18 protein-coding genes are annotated in these 15,889 nt (G+C 59.3%); 3 read left to right on the forward strand and 15 right to left on the reverse strand.

Annotation, left to right across the window (positions count from 1 at the left end):
* Positions 1–43: 43 nt before the first annotated feature.
* Together L6D80_RS15660 and L6D80_RS15665 are read right to left on the reverse strand one after the other, a co-directional pair.
* Entirely contained in the window at positions 44–904 is an 861-nt protein-coding gene (locus tag L6D80_RS15660) for an ABC transporter permease (protein WP_054903440.1), read from the reverse strand.
* A 10-nt stretch (positions 905–914) separates the two neighbouring features.
* A complete protein-coding gene (locus L6D80_RS15665) occupies positions 915–1,835 on the reverse strand; it encodes an ABC transporter permease (RefSeq protein ID WP_054903439.1) in 921 nt (306 codons plus the stop codon).
* A gap of 185 nt (positions 1,836–2,020) precedes the next feature.
* On the opposite strand from L6D80_RS15665, the gene L6D80_RS15670 reads away from it, so the two are divergent.
* Positions 2,021–2,917, forward strand: coding sequence for a LysR substrate-binding domain-containing protein (locus tag L6D80_RS15670; protein WP_176516050.1), 897 nt, complete (start codon positions 2,021–2,023; stop codon positions 2,915–2,917).
* 120 nt (positions 2,918–3,037) lie between these two features.
* The gene (locus L6D80_RS15675; protein ID WP_223849195.1) at positions 3,038–3,496 is read left to right on the forward strand and encodes a GlcG/HbpS family heme-binding protein; all 459 of its coding nucleotides are present in this window, start codon (positions 3,038–3,040) and stop codon (positions 3,494–3,496) included.
* An 87-nt stretch (positions 3,497–3,583) separates the two neighbouring features.
* Here L6D80_RS15675 and L6D80_RS15680 read toward each other — a convergent pair whose 3' ends face one another.
* Together L6D80_RS15680 and L6D80_RS15685 are read right to left on the reverse strand one after the other, a co-directional pair.
* Positions 3,584–4,135, reverse strand: coding sequence for a single-stranded DNA-binding protein (locus tag L6D80_RS15680; RefSeq protein WP_176516046.1), 552 nt, complete (start codon positions 4,133–4,135; stop codon positions 3,584–3,586).
* Between the two features lie 9 nt (positions 4,136–4,144).
* Positions 4,145–5,539, reverse strand: a complete 1,395-nt coding sequence (locus tag L6D80_RS15685; RefSeq protein WP_054903436.1) for an MFS transporter — start codon at positions 5,537–5,539, stop codon at positions 4,145–4,147.
* 129 nt (positions 5,540–5,668) lie between these two features.
* On the opposite strand from L6D80_RS15685, the gene uvrA reads away from it, so the two are divergent.
* On the forward strand, positions 5,669–8,503 hold the full coding sequence (uvrA, locus tag L6D80_RS15690) for an excinuclease ABC subunit UvrA (protein WP_054903435.1): 2,835 nt from the start codon (positions 5,669–5,671) through the stop codon (positions 8,501–8,503).
* A 68-nt stretch (positions 8,504–8,571) separates the two neighbouring features.
* On the opposite strand, the gene bfr is transcribed toward uvrA, so the two are convergent.
* From bfr to rpmD, 11 genes are all read right to left on the reverse strand, one after another.
* The gene (gene bfr / locus L6D80_RS15695) at positions 8,572–9,036 is read right to left on the reverse strand and encodes a bacterioferritin (protein WP_012316512.1); all 465 of its coding nucleotides are present in this window, start codon (positions 9,034–9,036) and stop codon (positions 8,572–8,574) included.
* Positions 9,037–9,200: 164 nt separating this feature from the next.
* Positions 9,201–10,640, reverse strand: coding sequence for a catalase (locus L6D80_RS15700; protein WP_176516045.1), 1,440 nt, complete (start codon positions 10,638–10,640; stop codon positions 9,201–9,203).
* A 172-nt stretch (positions 10,641–10,812) separates the two neighbouring features.
* Positions 10,813–11,199 carry a 50S ribosomal protein L17 gene (gene rplQ / locus L6D80_RS15705; RefSeq protein WP_003255451.1) on the reverse strand — a complete coding sequence of 129 codons (387 nt, stop codon included), beginning with the start codon at positions 11,197–11,199 and terminating at the stop codon, positions 10,813–10,815.
* Positions 11,200–11,241: 42 nt separating this feature from the next.
* Positions 11,242–12,243: a DNA-directed RNA polymerase subunit alpha gene (locus L6D80_RS15710; RefSeq protein ID WP_003255452.1), complete on the reverse strand. Its 1,002-nt coding sequence runs from the start codon at positions 12,241–12,243 to the stop codon at positions 11,242–11,244.
* Between the two features lie 22 nt (positions 12,244–12,265).
* On the reverse strand, positions 12,266–12,886 hold the full coding sequence (rpsD, locus tag L6D80_RS15715) for a 30S ribosomal protein S4 (RefSeq protein WP_008089778.1): 621 nt from the start codon (positions 12,884–12,886) through the stop codon (positions 12,266–12,268).
* Between the two features lie 15 nt (positions 12,887–12,901).
* Positions 12,902–13,291, reverse strand: coding sequence for a 30S ribosomal protein S11 (gene rpsK / locus L6D80_RS15720; protein WP_012270237.1), 390 nt, complete (start codon positions 13,289–13,291; stop codon positions 12,902–12,904).
* Positions 13,292–13,309: 18 nt separating this feature from the next.
* Positions 13,310–13,666, reverse strand: a complete 357-nt coding sequence (gene rpsM / locus L6D80_RS15725) for a 30S ribosomal protein S13 (protein WP_012316515.1) — start codon at positions 13,664–13,666, stop codon at positions 13,310–13,312.
* A 131-nt stretch (positions 13,667–13,797) separates the two neighbouring features.
* Positions 13,798–13,914 carry a 50S ribosomal protein L36 gene (gene rpmJ, locus L6D80_RS15730; protein WP_002555468.1) on the reverse strand — a complete coding sequence of 39 codons (117 nt, stop codon included), beginning with the start codon at positions 13,912–13,914 and terminating at the stop codon, positions 13,798–13,800.
* 28 nt (positions 13,915–13,942) lie between these two features.
* Positions 13,943–15,274 (reverse strand): preprotein translocase subunit SecY, encoded by a 1,332-nt coding sequence (secY, locus tag L6D80_RS15735; RefSeq protein ID WP_003257108.1) that lies wholly within the window; start codon positions 15,272–15,274, stop codon positions 13,943–13,945.
* Positions 15,275–15,709, reverse strand: coding sequence for a 50S ribosomal protein L15 (rplO, locus tag L6D80_RS15740; RefSeq protein ID WP_008089796.1), 435 nt, complete (start codon positions 15,707–15,709; stop codon positions 15,275–15,277). It abuts the gene before it with no gap.
* Positions 15,710–15,712: 3 nt separating this feature from the next.
* Positions 15,713–15,889, reverse strand: coding sequence for a 50S ribosomal protein L30 (rpmD, locus tag L6D80_RS15745; protein ID WP_008089798.1), 177 nt, complete (start codon positions 15,887–15,889; stop codon positions 15,713–15,715).

The raw sequence follows: 15,889 nt of genomic DNA on the forward strand, positions 1-15,889 counted from the left end.
AGGTTTCGTACCACCCGGCGCGACCAAGCCGCGCCGGTGACAGTCAGGATTTGCGTGACTTCGGGTCGATGAAATCGCGCAGTGCATCACCCACGATGTTGAAGCTCAGGATGGTCAGTACCAGCGCGCATCCGGGAGCAATCAGCACATAGGGGTGGGTAGTCAGCAAGGGCCTCGACTCGGCGATCATTGCGCCCCACTCCGGCGTCGGCGGGGGTGGCCCAAGGCCGAGGAAGCTCAAGCCGGAGCCGATCAGGATGGCTTCGGCGAGCGATACCGTGGCCTGGATGATCACCAGCGAACCGATGTTGGGCAGGATGTGCACCCGCAACAGGCGCAAATCGCTCACCCCGATGGATTTCGACGCCAGCACGAACTCGCGCTTGGCCAGGGCCATGACCGGCCCGGCGAAAAACCGCACGTAGATCGGAATACTGGAGATCGCGATGGCCAGCGTCAGGCTGAGGATGCTGTTGCCGGCCACGGTGATCACCAGGATCGCCACCAGGGTGCGAGGGAATGCGATCATCGAATCCATGACCCGCATGACCAGCCCCGAGATCGGGCCATTGTAGTAACCGCACCCTGCCCCGACCGCGACCCCCACCAGCATCGCGGTGCCGACACTGGCCACCGCAACAATCAGGGTAATCCGTGCGCCCCAGAGCACACGCCCGAGCAGGTCGCGGCCAAGTTGGTCAGTACCCAGCCAGAATTCGGAGCCTGGCGGGACCAGTGACTGCGACAGGTTGATCCGGGTAACCGCGTCCCAGTCGAAAAACAGCGGCGCGAACACCGCCGCGGCCACCATCAGCAGGATCACCACCGTCGCACTGAGTGCAAACCAGCGCTTTCTGGCGATCAGAAAGCCGATGAAGTTCAGGCGCCGCACGTTCCGAGGCATGGGCCGGGCCTCAGTTGTAGGTGATGCGAGGGTCGAGGATGCCATATGCAAGATCCACAATGAGGTTGACGACAACGACCAGCGCGGCGAATACCAATACAGTTCCTTGAACCACATAGATATCACGGGCCATGATCGCATCTATCAGGAAGCGTCCCATGCCGGGCCAGGCAAACACGGTTTCGACAATTACCGCGCCACCGAGCAAACGTCCGAAGTCCATCCCGAATACCGTTACCAACGGAATAGCGGCATTGGAAAGTGCATGTTTCAGGACAACTTTATAATTGGGCACGCCTTTGGCGTAGGCCGTTCTTATATAGTCTTCCTTCAATACATCCATCATGGTTGAACGGGCGAGCCTGGAAAACGTCGCTACATAGGGCAGGCCCAGGGTCACGGCCGGCAATATCAGGTGCTGAAAGCCCCCGCGGCCGGTGGGTGGCAACCATCCGAGGCTGGCGGAGAACACCGACATCAGGATCAGCCCGAGCAAAAAGCCCGGCATCGAGATGCCCAGCACCGCCAGGGTGGTCAACGCGCTGTCGAGCACGCCCCGTGGCCGCAGCGCCGCTATGATGCCCAGGGGCACACCAATGAGGACCGCGAGCAGCATCCCGGCTGCCGTCAGCTCAAGCGTCGCCGGCAATGTCCTGGCGATGCCCTCAAGGACCGGGGTGAAGGTCTGGAAGGATTCGCCCAGGTCGCCGGTGGCCACTTTCTTCACGTAAATCAGGTACTGGGAAACCAAGGGCTTGTCCAACCCATAGTTTTGCCGTATCTGCGCAACGTCCGCTTCTGTGGCATCCGGACCCGCCGCCAACCTGGCCGGGTCGCCCGGAATAAAATGCAGGACGAGAAAGACCACAATCGAGACACCCAACAACATGGGCAGCAGGAGTAATATCCTGCGGATTGCATAATTAAGCACGATCAGCCCCTATTGTTTTAATTAACGGCGTTCATCTGCAAGTGTTGCAAATTGTTATCTGCCAACACCTGAACAAATCATCGCATGTCATGAAAACATCGCAATACGGCAAGGGGTTGGACGCACATAACAAAATGTTATGCTGGCGGCGCTACCTCCCCGCATCGCCCTCGCCGAGACCGAAGATGAAACTCAATCCGCGCCAGCTAGAAGCCTTTCGCACCGTCATGCTCACGGGCAGCATGACCATCGCCGCAGAAAGCCTCCGGGTCTCTCAGCCTGCGGTCAGCCGGCTGATCCGCGACCTGGAAGTGGGCCTTTCGCTACGCCTGTTCCGCCGTGAAGGCAATCGCCTGATACCCAGCACCGAAGCGCAGTTCCTGTATGCCGAGGTGGACAAGTTCTACCAGGGTATCGAGCGCATCGAGCGGGTCGCCGAGGACCTCATGACCCTGCGTACCGGCACTCTACGCATCGGCTCGATGAGTGCGCTGGGCCTGACCGTGGTGGCCGAGGGCACGCGGCGGTTCGTGCATGAACGCCCCGGGGTGAGAACCTCACTGGATGTGCGCAACTCCATGAGCGTGCTTGAACTGACTTCGGCGAACCAGCTGGATATCGGCTTTGTGCAGGTGCCAGCGGGCGATTACCCGGGCCTGCAACTGGTCCCGATGCCCAAGGTGGATGCGGTGTGCGTGCTACGCAGCGATGATCCGCTGGCCGAAAAGCAGGTGCTCAGCCTCGAGGACCTGCGTGGCCAGCGCCTGATCTCGCTGAACCCCAACAACCCTCTGCAGCGCCGCCTCGATGCCGCACTGGAGTCACGCGCAGTGGTGGGTGCCAGCTCGGTCGACACCACCTCGGCGCACTTCGCCTGCAACATGGTCTCGGGCGGCTTCGGCATGACCGTGTGTGATCCGTTCACCGCGTCGTATTCGAAGTACCCGGGGATTACCTTTCGCAAGCTTGAGCAGTCCATCCCTTTTGAGGTGTCGATGGTGTTTCCCGGGCACCAACAGCGCTCCAAGCTGGCGTGGGATTTCATGGGGATCATGGAGAAGATCTTCAAAGCGCCCCTGTAAAGGGCCTGTGCATCTGCTGCTGCCGACAGCCGGACATCAATTTCGGAAACGGACTACATCAATGAACACCAACGCCCTGCTAGGTTGGCGAAAAAACCTGGGGGTAGTACTCGCATGGTCATGGATTACCGTCGTATCGGTCTCGTCATCGGCTTGCTATTACTGACAGCACCGTCACTGGCTGAGCCACTCACGGCCGAAGCGGCTCGCACAATGGCTGCCGCCGCCGAGCGCGCTGCCCGTGCCCAGGGCTTTGCCATTGTCATCAGCATTGTCGACAGCCATGGCAACCTCAAACACTTCCATCGCATGGATGGCGCCAGCACCCGCAGCATACAGGTCGCTCAGCTCAAAGCCTCGACCTCGGCCCGCTTCCCGCTCTCGTCCACATCGCACGCACAACAAGATGCCGCACATCCGGCACACCCCTACTCGTCACTGCCGGGTATTACGCTGCTTAGGGGTGGTTTACCGATCATGGATACGAACGGCCAACCTATCGGCGGCATCGGCATCAGCGGCGCAACGCCCGAACTGGACACCCAATTTGCCCAGATAGCGCTGGAGGGAGATGCCTGAGTGGTGGAGGCATCGTTTTGGGGCACATAAAAAAACCCAAGGCAGGTGCCTTGGGTTTTTTACTGCAGCGACTCGCTACCGCTCTGATCAGAACGGAATATCGTCATCAAAGCTGTCAAAGTCAGCCGCCGGCTGCGGCGCAGGCTGTTGCGGCGCTGGGCGCTGCTGGGACTGTTGCGGGCGCGGGGCCTGCTGGCGTTGTTGCGGGGCCTGGTTGTATTGCTGCTGGCCACCCTGGTTGTAGTTATTACCACCACCCTGGTTGTACTGGTCGCCGCCACCTTGCTGGTTCTGCGGACGGCTGCCAAGCAGCTGCATGGTGCCCTGCATGTCGACGATGATTTCAGTGGTGTAGCGCTTGATACCGTCTTTTTCCCACTCACGGGTCTGCAGCTTGCCTTCGATGTACACCTGCGAACCCTTGCGCAGGTACTCGCCGGCGATTTCGGCAACCTTGCCGAACAGCGACACACGGTGCCACTCGGTACGCTCGACCTTCTGGCCCGACTGCTTGTCGGTCCACTGCTCGCTGGTAGCCAGGCTCAGGTTGGTCACGGCGTTACCGTTGGGCAGGTAGCGGACTTCGGGATCCTGGCCACAGGTGCCGACCAGAATGACTTTGTTAACCCCACGGGCCATAACGTTCTCCTAGGCTTCGCACGCCGATGAGGCTGGGTTCACCAGACGCTCGAGGGTCGCACGGTCCAAAATTTTCGTATCCAGTTTGATATAGATGGCAGCTTCTTCAGCCACCACTACGGCGTCGGTCACACCCGGCACGGCCAGCAGGCGCTCGGTCAACCCGGCTTCCCGGACCGCCTCAGGCGTCAGCGGCATGCGCAGGCTGGTCACATACGGTGGTTCGTTCATGCGCAACGCCACGACCAGCCAAACGCCGCACAGCACCGCGCAACCGAGGAACACCGTGTTCAGCCCACCGTGCTGGAACAACCAGCCACCGAGGATTCCCCCCAGAGCGGCACCCAGGAACTGGCTGGTAGAGTACACCCCCATCGCCGTTCCCTTGCCACCCGCAGGCGACACCTTGCTCACCAGCGAAGGCAACGAAGCCTCCAGCAGGTTGAATGCAGTAAAGAATACCACGGTGCCAATCACCAGTCCGTGCAAGTTGTCAGCCCACTGCCAGAAGAACACCTCCACCAGCAGCAACACACTGACCGCTCCGGCCAACACGCGTTTCATCTTGCGCTTCTTTTCGCCATAGATGATGAACGGGACCATTGCAAAAAATGAGATGAACAGCGCGGTCAGGTACACCCACCAGTGTTCTTCCTTGGGCAAACCACCGCGCTCGACGAAGGCCAAAGGCAGCGCGACGAAGCTGGCCATGAGGATGGCATGAAGGATGAAGATACCGACATCCAGGCGCAGAAGGTCCGGATGACGCAGGGTCGGGCCGAGGGCCTGGCGCGCCACGCCAGATTCGCGGTGCTGCAAGGTGCTGTGTGTATTGGGCACCACAAAGGCAATCAGCAGAATGCCGACAAGGGCAAGTCCTGCCGTGGCGAGGAACAATCCTGACAAGCCGAAGGCACTGGTCAGCAGCGGGCCGACGACCATCGCCACCGCGAACGACAAGCCGATGCTCATGCCGATCATGGCCATGGCCTTGGTGCGGTGCTGCTCGCGGGTGAGGTCGGACAGCAGCGCCATGACCGCCGCAGAAATCGCCCCGGCGCCCTGCAGGATGCGCCCGGCGATCACGCCCCAGATGGAATCGGCCTGCGCGGCCAATACACTGCCCAGGGCGAAAATGACCAACCCTAGGTAAATCACCGGGCGGCGCCCGATGCGGTCGGAAACGACCCCGAATGGGATCTGCAGGACAGCCTGGGTCAGGCCATAGGCACCAATGGCCAAGCCAATCAGCGCCGGCGTGGCACCGGCCAGGTCCATGCCGTAGGTGGCCAGCACCGGCAAGACCATGAACATGCCCAGCATACGAAAGGCAAAGACCAGGGCCAGGCCGCCTGCGGCGCGGGTTTCGCTGCCACTCATGCGCTCGTTGTGGGTGTCGTGCATGGATTAATCTCGTGTGAACCGGCGGCGATTCTATCAGTCCGACAGCTTGACGGCATATACGCGACGCTTTGCCGCGTACTGGCAGCGCGCCGTATACTTCCTTGTTTATGCCCGCCGAGCGAGGCCGCAGTGGACAAGATCCTGATTCGTGGGGCACGAACCCACAACCTGAAGAACATCGACCTGACCCTGCCGCGGGACAAGCTGATCGTGATCACCGGCCTGTCCGGTTCCGGCAAGTCGTCCCTGGCGTTCGATACCTTGTACGCCGAAGGGCAGCGACGCTATGTAGAGTCGCTTTCGGCGTACGCCCGGCAGTTCCTGTCGATGATGGAAAAGCCCGATGTGGACACCATCGAGGGCCTGTCGCCGGCGATTTCCATCGAGCAGAAGTCGACCTCGCACAACCCGCGTTCGACGGTTGGCACCATCACCGAAATCTACGACTACCTGCGCCTGCTCTACGCCCGTGTAGGCACGCCACGCTGCCCCGACCATGACATTCCACTGGAGGCGCAGACCATCAGCCAGATGGTCGACCTGGTGCTGGAGCGCCCGGAAGGCAGCAAGCTGATGCTGCTGGCCCCGGTGATCCGTGAGCGCAAGGGGGAGCACCTGGCGGTGTTCGACGAGCTGCGCGCCCAGGGCTTCGTGCGGGCCCGGGTCAACGGCAAGCTGTACGAGCTCGACGAACTGCCCAAGCTGGACAAGCAGAAAAAACACAGCATCGATGTGGTGGTGGACCGGTTCAAGGTCCGCGCCGACCTGCAGCAGCGCCTGGCCGAATCGTTCGAGACCGCGCTCAAGCTGGCCGACGGTATTGCCTTGGTGGCGCCGATGGACGACGAGGAAGGCGAAGAAACGATCTTCTCTGCCCGCTTCGCCTGCCCAGTCTGCGGCCACGCGATCAGCGAGCTGGAACCCAAGCTGTTCTCCTTCAACAACCCGGCGGGGGCCTGCCCGACCTGCGACGGCTTGGGCGTGAAGCAGTTTTTCGACACCAAGCGCCTGGTCAACAGTGAGCTGACGCTGGCCGAAGGTGCGATACGCGGCTGGGACCGGCGCAACGTCTATTACTTCCAGATGCTCGGGTCACTGGCCGCGCATTATGGGTTCAGCCTGGAGGAACCGTTCGGCGAGCTGTCGGCCGACCACCAGAAGGTGATCCTGCAGGGCAGCGGCAAGCAGAGCGTCGATTTCAAGTACCTCAATGACCGTGGCGACATCGTCAAGCGCTCGCACCCGTTCGAAGGCATCGTGCCGAACCTTGAGCGCCGCTACCGTGAAACCGAATCGGCCACAGTGCGCGAGGAATTGGCCAAGTTCCTCGGGACCCAGCCCTGCCCCGACTGCCGCGGCACCCGCCTGCGCCGTGAAGCACGTCACGTCTGGGTTGGCGAAAAGACCTTGCCGGCGGTTACCAACATGCCGATCGGCGACGCCAGCGGCTATTTCGCTGACCTGACCCTGACTGGTCGCCGCGGCGAGATTGCGGCGAAGATTCTCAAGGAAATCTGCGAACGCCTGCAGTTCCTGGTCAACGTCGGCCTCGATTACCTGACCCTGGACCGCAGCGCTGAAACCCTGTCGGGTGGCGAGGCACAACGTATCCGCCTGGCCAGCCAGATTGGTGCGGGCCTGGTCGGGGTGATGTACATCCTCGACGAACCGTCGATCGGTCTTCATCAACGTGACAACGACCGTCTCCTGGCCACCCTCAACCACTTACGTGACCTGGGTAACACGGTAATCGTGGTCGAGCACGACGAAGACGCCATTCGCCTGGCCGACTATGTGGTGGACATCGGCCCGGGCGCCGGTGTGCATGGTGGCCAGATCGTTGCCGAGGGCTCACCCCAGGAGGTCATGGACCACCCGGATTCGCTGACGGGCAAATACCTCTCCGGGCGCAAGAAGATTGCCGTGCCTGCCAAACGCACGCCACGCAACAAGAAACTGCAGCTCAAGCTCAAGGGGGCTCGTGGCAACAACCTGCAGAACGTCGACCTGGAGATCCCGATCGGCCTGCTCACCTGCGTAACCGGTGTATCCGGCTCGGGCAAGTCGACGCTGATCAACAACACGCTGTTCCCTCTGGCCGCCACCGCCCTGAACGGTGCGAGCAGCCTGGAAGCCGCAGCGCACAGCAGCATGGACGGCCTGCAGCACCTGGACAAGGTGGTGGACATCGACCAGAGCCCGATCGGGCGCACACCGCGCTCGAACCCGGCCACCTACACAGGTATTTTCACGCCGATCCGCGAACTGTTCTCCGGCGTGCCGGAATCCCGCTCGCGTGGCTATGGCCCAGGGCGCTTCTCGTTCAACGTCAAGGGCGGGCGCTGCGAGGCCTGCCAGGGTGACGGCCTGATCAAGGTGGAGATGCACTTCCTGCCGGATATCTATGTGCCGTGCGATGTGTGCAAGAGCAAGCGCTACAACCGCGAAACCCTTGAGATCAAGTACAAGGGCAAGAACATTCACGAGGTCCTGGAAATGACCATCGAGGATGCCCGCGAGTTCTTCGACGCGGTACCGGCACTGGCGCGCAAGCTTCAGACGCTGATGGATGTAGGCCTGTCGTATATCAAGCTGGGGCAGTCGGCAACTACGTTGTCCGGCGGTGAGGCGCAGCGGGTCAAACTGTCGCGTGAGTTGTCCAAGCGCGATACCGGCAAAACCCTGTATATCCTTGACGAACCGACCACGGGCCTGCACTTCGCCGATATCCAGCAGTTGCTCGACGTGCTGCACCGCCTGCGTGACCACGGCAACACTGTGGTGGTGATCGAGCACAACCTGGACGTGATCAAGACTGCGGACTGGTTGGTGGACCTTGGGCCGGAAGGCGGCTCCAAAGGTGGTCAGATCATTGCCTGCGGTACCCCGGAAGAGCTGAGCAAGATGAAGCAGTCCTATACCGGGCATTACCTCAAGCCGCTGTTGGAGCGTGACCGGGCCTGAACCCCCTGGGCATGAAAAAGCCCCTGGTACCAACGGTGCCAGGGGCTTTTTCATAGACTGTGGATAACTTACATCTGCGACTGCAGGTAGTTCTCCAGGCCAATGGCCTTGATCAGACCCTGCTGCTTTTCCAGCCAGTAGGTGTGGTCTTCTTCGGTATCGGCCAGCTGTGCCCGCAGGATGTCGCGGCTGATGTAATCCTTGTGCAGCTCGCACAGCTCGATGCCTTTGCAGAGCGCGGCGCGAACCTTGTATTCGAGCTTGAGGTCGGCCTCGATCATTTCCGGCACGGTACTGCCCACTTCCAGGTCATCCGCGCGCATGTCGGGGGTACCCTCGAGCATGAGGATACGGCGCATCAGCGCATCGGCGTGCTGCGTCTCTTCTTCCATCTCGTGGTTGATGCGCTCGTAGAGCTTGGACAGGCCCCAGTCTTCGTACATCCGCGAGTGGATGAAGTACTGGTCGCGTGCTGCCAGTTCGCCCTTCAGCAACGTGACGAGGTAATTGATTACGTCCGGGTGACCTTGCATCGCCCTGCTTCTCCCTGTGAAAACATCTAATGGAACATAGTGTGAACCAGGTTTTGCTCGCGGTCACTGAAAAACGCGCAATTAGAAGCAAAAAATCGGTTAAACAGTAGTGATTTTCATTGAAAAACCGCCCAAATGAGGGCGGTTCTTCTTATCACTTCGACTTAGGCGAGATTCACGCCCAGGGCCTTGGCAATACCTTCACCGTAAGCCGGGTCGGCTTTGAAGAAGTACTGCAACTGGCGCTGAACCACCTCTTGGCTGACCCCTGCCATGGTGCCGGCAATATTGTCGATCAACAGGGCTTGCTGTTCAGGGCTCATCAGACGGAACAGCGCGCCTGCGTGGCTGTAGTAGTCGTTGTCCTCACGGTGATCGTAGCGGTCCGCCGAGCCGTTCAAGGCCAGCGCAGGCTCAGCATGGCGAGGCGACTGCTTGGGTGCATCGGCGTAGCTGTTAGGCTCATAGTTCGGTGCGCTGCCGTAGCTGCCGCTCGCCATCGAACCATCGCGCTGGTAGCTGTTGACCGCGCAGCGTGGCGCATTGACCGGCAAATGTTGGTGGTTGGTACCTACCCGGTAGCGGTGAGCGTCAGCGTAGGCGAACACGCGCCCTTGCAGCATGCGGTCAGGTGACAACCCTACGCCTGGGACCATGTTGCTCGGGCCGAACGCAGCCTGTTCGACCTCAGCGAAGTAGTTGAGCGGGTTGCGATTGAGCTCCAGCACGCCAACCTCAATCAACGGGTAGTCCTTCTGCGACCAGGTTTTGGTCACGTCGAAGGGGTTTTCGACACGGCTGGCGGCCTCGGCTTCACTCATTACCTGGATGCACACAGTCCAGCGTGGGAAATCGCCACGCTCAATGGCCTCGAACAGGTCGCGCTGGGCGTAGTCCGGGTCAGTACCGGCAAGGCGCGCAGCCTCGGCAGGGGCCAGGTTCTTGATGCCCTGCTGGGTTTTGAAATGCCATTTGACCCAGGTGCGTTCGCCATTGGCGCTGATCAGGCTGTAGGTATGGCTGCCGAAGCCGTGCATATGGCGGTAGCCGTCCGGAATACCCCGGTCGGAGAACAGAATGGTGACCTGGTGCAGTGCTTCAGGCGAATGTGACCAGAAGTCCCACATCATCTGGGCATTTTTCAGGTTCGACTGCGGATGACGCTTCTGGGTGTGGATAAAGTCTGGGAACTTCAGCGGGTCGCGGATGAAGAACACGGGCGTGTTGTTGCCAACGATGTCCCAGTTACCTTCCTCGGTGTAGAACTTGACCGCGAAACCGCGCGGGTCACGCTCGGTGTCGGCCGAGCCACGCTCGCCACCCACCGTGGAAAAGCGCAAGAATGTCTCGGTCTGCTTACCGACCTGCTCGAACAGTTTGGCGCTGGTGTATTGGGTGATGTCGCGAGTAACCGTGAAGGTGCCATAAGCGCCCGAGCCCTTGGCGTGTACGCGGCGCTCCGGGATGTTCTCACGGTTGAAATGGGCGAGCTTCTCGATCAGGTGGAAATCATCGAGCAGCAAAGGGCCGCGGGGGCCGGCGGAACGGGAGTTCTGGTTATCGGCTACAGGTGCACCGCTGGCGGTGGTGAGAATCTTGCTCATGGGCTCTCCTTATCGGTCTCGATTTGCCGGCTAATCGGCTTGGATAGGAGTATCGACGAGCAACGATGACAGAACAAATACATTACATGACTTGCATCAATAGAAATAAACAATACATGTAGAAACAAAAAACCGGGCACTAGGCCCGGTTCTTTGTAGCAGACAGAACGTCTTACTCGGCAGCTTCTACAGCACCACCGACCGGACGATCAACCAGCTCGACGTACGCCATAGGCGCGTTGTCGCCAGCGCGGAAACCGCACTTCAGGATGCGCAGGTAGCCGCCCTGACGGGTGGCGTAACGCTTGCCCAGGTCGTTGAACAGTTTGCCAACAGCGGACTTCGAACGGGTACGGTCGAAGGCCAGACGACGGTTAGCAACGCTGTCTTCCTTGGCCAGGGTGATCAGCGGCTCGGCAACGCGGCGCAGTTCCTTGGCTTTCGGCAGGGTGGTTTTGATCAGCTCGTGCTCGATCAGCGACACTGCCATGTTCTGGAACATAGCCTTGCGGTGAGAGCTGGTACGGCTCAGGTGACGTCCACTTTTACGATGACGCATGATTCATTCCTTACCAAACACTACGTTCGGTGATTACGACGATCAGGCGGTCGCCTTGTCGTCTTTCTTAAGACTTGCAGGCGGCCAGTTGTCGAGGCGCATGCCGAGAGACAGACCACGAGAGGCCAGGACGTCCTTGATTTCAGTCAGGGACTTCTTGCCCAGGTTAGGAGTCTTCAACAACTCTACTTCGGTACGCTGAATCAGGTCGCCGATGTAATAGATGTTCTCCGCCTTCAGGCAGTTGGCCGAACGTACAGTCAGTTCCAGGTCGTCAACCGGACGTAGCAGGATCGGATCGATCTCGTCTTCCTGCTCGACTACGACAGGCTCGCTGTCACCTTTGAGGTCGACGAACGCGGCCAACTGCTGTTGCAGGATGGTCGCAGCGCGGCGGATAGCCTCTTCAGGATCCAGGGTGCCGTTGGTTTCCAGATCAATGACCAGCTTGTCCAGGTTGGTACGCTGTTCAACACGGGCGTTCTCGACCACATAGGCGATACGACGCACCGGGCTGAACGACGCGTCCAGCTGCAGACGGCCAATGCTACGGCTTTCGTCTTCGTCAGTTTGACGGGAGTCGGCCGGCTCGTAACCGCGACCACGAGCTACAGTGAGCTTCATGTTCAGGGCGCCGTTGGACGCCAGGTTCGCGATTACGTGATCGGGGTTGACGATCTCGACATCGTGATCCAGCTGAATATCGGCAGCGGTAACCACCCCCGAACCCTTTTTCGACAAGGTCAGCGTAACTTCGTCACGACCGTGCAGTTTGATAGCCAGGCCTTTCAGGTTCAACAGGATTTCAATTACGTCTTCCTGTACACCTTCGATCGCGGAGTACTCATGGAGTACGCCATCGATCTCGGCCTCGACTACTGCACAGCCAGGCATGGAGGACAACAGGATGCGGCGCAGCGCGTTGCCCAGGGTATGGCCGAAGCCACGCTCGAGAGGCTCGAGCGTGATCTTGGCGCGGGTCGGACTGACTACCTGCACATCAATGTGGCGGGGAGTCAGGAACTCATTTACCGAAATCTGCATGGATGCACCTATTTTCTAGCCCTTACTTGGAGTAGAGCTCGACAATCAGGTTTTCGTTGATGTCGGCAGACAGGTCGCCGCGAGCAGGAACGTTCTTGAAAACGCCCGACTTTTTAGCAGCATCTACGTCTACCCACTCAACGCGGCCACGCTGGGCGCACAGTTCAAGGGCTTGAACAATGCGCAGCTGGTTCGACGACTTCTCGCGAACCGCGACCACGTCACCCGGACGAACTTGGTAGGATGGAATGTTTACAGTCTTACCGTTGACGCTGATCGCTTTGTGCGAAACCAGCTGACGGGACTCGGAACGAGTCGAGCCGAAGCCCATACGGTAGACGACGTTATCCAGACGGCACTCGAGCAGTTGCAGCAGGTTCTCACCAGTTGCGCCTTTTTTCGAGGCAGCAGCTTGGTAGTAACCGCGGAACTGACGCTCCAGAACACCGTAGATACGACGGACTTTTTGTTTCTCGCGCAGCTGGGTACCGTAGTCGGACTGACGGCCACGGCGCTGGCCGTGGATACCTGGGGCTGCTTCGATGTTGCACTTCGATTCCAGAGCGCGAACGCCGCTCTTCAGGAACAGGTCAGTGCCTTCACGACGAGACAGTTTGCATTTTGGACCAATGTAACGTGCCATTCTTCTGTCTCCTGATTACACGCGGCGCTTCTTCGGCGGACGGCACCCGTTGTGCGGGATTGGCGTCACGTCGGTGATGCTGGCGATCTTGTAGCCACAGCTGTTCAATGCACGAACGGCGGACTCACGACCTGGACCTGGACCCTTGACGTTAACGTCGAGGTTCTTCAGACCGTATTCCAGCGCAGCTTGACCAGCACGCTCTGCAGCGATCTGAGCTGCGAACGGGGTGGATTTGCGCGAACCACGGAAACCCGAACCACCGGAGGTCGCCCAGGACAAAGCATTGCCCTGACGGTCGGTGATGGTCACGATGGTGTTGTTGAAAGACGCATGGATGTGGGCGATGCCATCAACCACTGTCTTTTTGATTTTCTTACGAGGACGAGCAGCAGGTTTTGCCATGTCTATATTCCTGGGCGATTACTTGCGGATCGGCTTACGCGGGCCCTTACGGGTGCGTGCGTTGGTCTTGGTGCGCTGACCGCGAACCGGCAGACCTTTACGATGACGCAGGCCGCGGTAGCAACCCAGGTCCATCAAGCGCTTGATCTTCATGTTGACGTCACGACGCAGGTCACCTTCGGTGGTGAACTTCGCGACTTCGCCACGCAGGGTTTCGATTTGCTCATCGCTCAGATCCTTGATCTTAGCGGCTGGGTTTACACCAGCGTCTGCACAGATCTTCTGTGCAGTTGTGCGACCGACACCATAGATGTAGGTCAGCGAGATAACAGTATGCTTGTTATCTGGAATGTTGACGCCTGCAATACGGGCCATTCAGTGGGACTCCAATTGACAGCTACCTACGCCCCGGAAGCCAAGAAATAGGGCGCGAGATAATATCGCTGTAGAAACGAATAATCAACCCAGCAGCACACTAGCTGCTGGGTTTGAAGCGCAGATCACACTCAGCCTTGGCGCTGTTTGTGACGCGGTTCCGCGCTGCAGATCACTCGTACGACGCCTTCGCGACGGATGATCTTGCAGTTGCGGCACAGCTTTTTCACCGATGCACGAACTTTCATTACCGACTCCTCGAACCTTAGGGGCGTATCAGCGCAGCAGACCGCTGCCACCGTAGCCTTTCAGGTTGGCTTTCTTCATCAGGGATTCGTACTGGTGCGAAACGAGGTGCGATTGTACTTGGGACATGAAGTCCATCACAACCACTACCACAATCAGCAACGAGGTCCCGCCAAGGTAGAACGGCACATTTGCTGCCACCACCAGGAACTGGGGCAGAAGGCAGACGGCCATCATGTAAAGAGCACCGAACATGGTCAGACGAGTCAGAACGCCATCAATGTAGCGTGCCGACTGCTCACCAGGACGGATACCCGGAATAAAGGCACCGGACTTCTTCAGGTTTTCCGCTACGTCTTTCGGGTTGAACATCAGCGCCGTGTAGAAGAAGCAGAAGAAAATGATCCCTGCACTAAACAGCAGAATGTTCAACGGCTGACCAGGAGCGATCGACTGCGAGATGTCCTGCAGCCAGCCCATACCTTCGGACTGACCGAACCAGGCACCCAGCGAAGCCGGGAACAGCAGAATGCTGCTCGCGAAAATGGCCGGGATTACCCCTGCCATGTTCACCTTAAGCGGCAAGTGGCTGGTCTGCGCAGCGAAGACCTTGCGGCCCTGCTGACGCTTGGCGTAGTGAACGGCGATACGACGCTGACCACGCTCAATGAACACCACAAAACCGATAATCGCTACTGCCAGCAAACCGATAGCGACCAGGGCGAAAATGTTGATATCGCCTGTGCGTGCAGACTCGAAAGACTGCCCGATTGCTCTCGGAAGACCGGCAACGATACCTGCGAAGATCAACATCGAGATACCGTTGCCCACACCGCGCTCGGTGATCTGCTCGCCCAGCCACATCATGAACATCGCGCCGGCCACAAATGTGGATACCGCGACGACATGGAAGCCCAGGCCGACAGAAAACGCCACGCCCTGGTTGGCCAGGCCAATGGACATGCCAATGGCTTGGACCAGCGCCAGGATAACGGTGCCGTAGCGGGTGTACTGGCTGATCTTGCGACGGCCAGCTTCACCTTCCTTCTTCAACTGCTCCAGTTGCGGGCTGACCGCTGTCATCAGCTGCATGATGATCGATGCCGAGATGTACGGCATGATCCCCAGTGCAAAGATGCTCATGCGTTCGAGCGCACCACCGGAAAACATGTTGAACAAGCTAAGAATGGTCCCCTCATTCTGCCGAAACAGATCCGCCAGACGGTCCGGATTGATGCCTGGAACCGGGATATGCGCACCTATCCGATAGACGATGATCGCCATGAACAGAAAGCGCAGACGAGCCCAGAGTTCCGACATCCCGCCCTTACCGAGCGAAGAGAGAGCACCTTGCTTAGCCATTTATTCCTCGAACTTGCCGCCAGCTGCTTCGATAGCCGCACGCGCACCCTTGGTGGCTGCGATACCCTTGATGGTGACTGCGCGAGTGACTTCGCCAGACAGCATGATTTTCACACGCTGAACGTTCTGGTTGATCACGTTGGCATCCTTCAGGGATTGCACGGAGATCACGTCGCCTTCCACTTTGGCCAGCTCGGACAGACGCACTTCTGCGCGGTCCATGGCTTTCAGGGAAACGAAGCCGAACTTCGGCAGGCGACGGTGCAGCGGCTGTTGACCGCCTTCGAAGCCCGGAGCGATCGAACCACCCGAACGGGAGGTCTGACCTTTGTGACCACGGCCACCGGTCTTACCCAGACCGCTACCGATACCACGACCCGGACGATGCTTTTCGCGACGGGAACCCGGCGCTGGACTCAGATCATTGAGTTTCATCGATTAACCCTCGACGCGCAGCATGTAGTAAGCCTTGTTGATCATCCCGCGGTTCTCGGGAGTATCCTGGACTTCTACAGTGTGACCGATGCGACGCAGACCCAGACCTTTAACGCACAGTTTGTGGTTAGGGATACGGCCCGAGACGCTCTTGATCAGCGTTACTTTTACGGTTGCCAT

This window comes from Pseudomonas ceruminis (genome assembly GCF_021602025.1).
Classification (GTDB): Bacteria; Pseudomonadota; Gammaproteobacteria; order Pseudomonadales; family Pseudomonadaceae; genus Aquipseudomonas; species Aquipseudomonas ceruminis.

What these genes read in the sequence shown, in the direction of transcription:
- L6D80_RS15700 (WP_176516045.1), bottom strand. Translation starts at nt 10,640, where the DNA reads ATGAGCAAGATTCTCACCACCGCCAGCGGTGCACCTGTAGCCGATAAC.
- L6D80_RS15670 (WP_176516050.1), top strand. Translation starts at nt 2,021, where the DNA reads ATGAAACTCAATCCGCGCCAGCTAGAAGCCTTTCGCACCGTCATGCTC.
- L6D80_RS15710 (WP_003255452.1), bottom strand. Translation starts at nt 12,243, where the DNA reads ATGCAGATTTCGGTAAATGAGTTCCTGACTCCCCGCCACATTGATGTG.
- rpsD (WP_008089778.1), bottom strand. Translation starts at nt 12,886, where the DNA reads ATGGCACGTTACATTGGTCCAAAATGCAAACTGTCTCGTCGTGAAGGC.
- L6D80_RS15675 (WP_223849195.1), top strand. Translation starts at nt 3,038, where the DNA reads ATGGATTACCGTCGTATCGGTCTCGTCATCGGCTTGCTATTACTGACA.
- rpmD (WP_008089798.1), bottom strand. Translation starts at nt 15,889, where the DNA reads ATGGCAACCGTAAAAGTAACGCTGATCAAGAGCGTCTCGGGCCGTATC.
- rplQ (WP_003255451.1), bottom strand. Translation starts at nt 11,199, where the DNA reads ATGCGTCATCGTAAAAGTGGACGTCACCTGAGCCGTACCAGCTCTCAC.
- L6D80_RS15685 (WP_054903436.1), bottom strand. Translation starts at nt 5,539, where the DNA reads ATGCACGACACCCACAACGAGCGCATGAGTGGCAGCGAAACCCGCGCC.
- bfr (WP_012316512.1), bottom strand. Translation starts at nt 9,036, where the DNA reads ATGCAAGGTCACCCGGACGTAATCAATTACCTCGTCACGTTGCTGAAG.
- rpmJ (WP_002555468.1), bottom strand. Translation starts at nt 13,914, where the DNA reads ATGAAAGTTCGTGCATCGGTGAAAAAGCTGTGCCGCAACTGCAAGATC.
- rpsK (WP_012270237.1), bottom strand. Translation starts at nt 13,291, where the DNA reads ATGGCAAAACCTGCTGCTCGTCCTCGTAAGAAAATCAAAAAGACAGTG.
- secY (WP_003257108.1), bottom strand. Translation starts at nt 15,274, where the DNA reads ATGGCTAAGCAAGGTGCTCTCTCTTCGCTCGGTAAGGGCGGGATGTCG.
- rpsM (WP_012316515.1), bottom strand. Translation starts at nt 13,666, where the DNA reads ATGGCCCGTATTGCAGGCGTCAACATTCCAGATAACAAGCATACTGTT.
- L6D80_RS15680 (WP_176516046.1), bottom strand. Translation starts at nt 4,135, where the DNA reads ATGGCCCGTGGGGTTAACAAAGTCATTCTGGTCGGCACCTGTGGCCAG.
- rplO (WP_008089796.1), bottom strand. Translation starts at nt 15,709, where the DNA reads ATGAAACTCAATGATCTGAGTCCAGCGCCGGGTTCCCGTCGCGAAAAG.
- L6D80_RS15660 (WP_054903440.1), bottom strand. Translation starts at nt 904, where the DNA reads ATGCCTCGGAACGTGCGGCGCCTGAACTTCATCGGCTTTCTGATCGCC.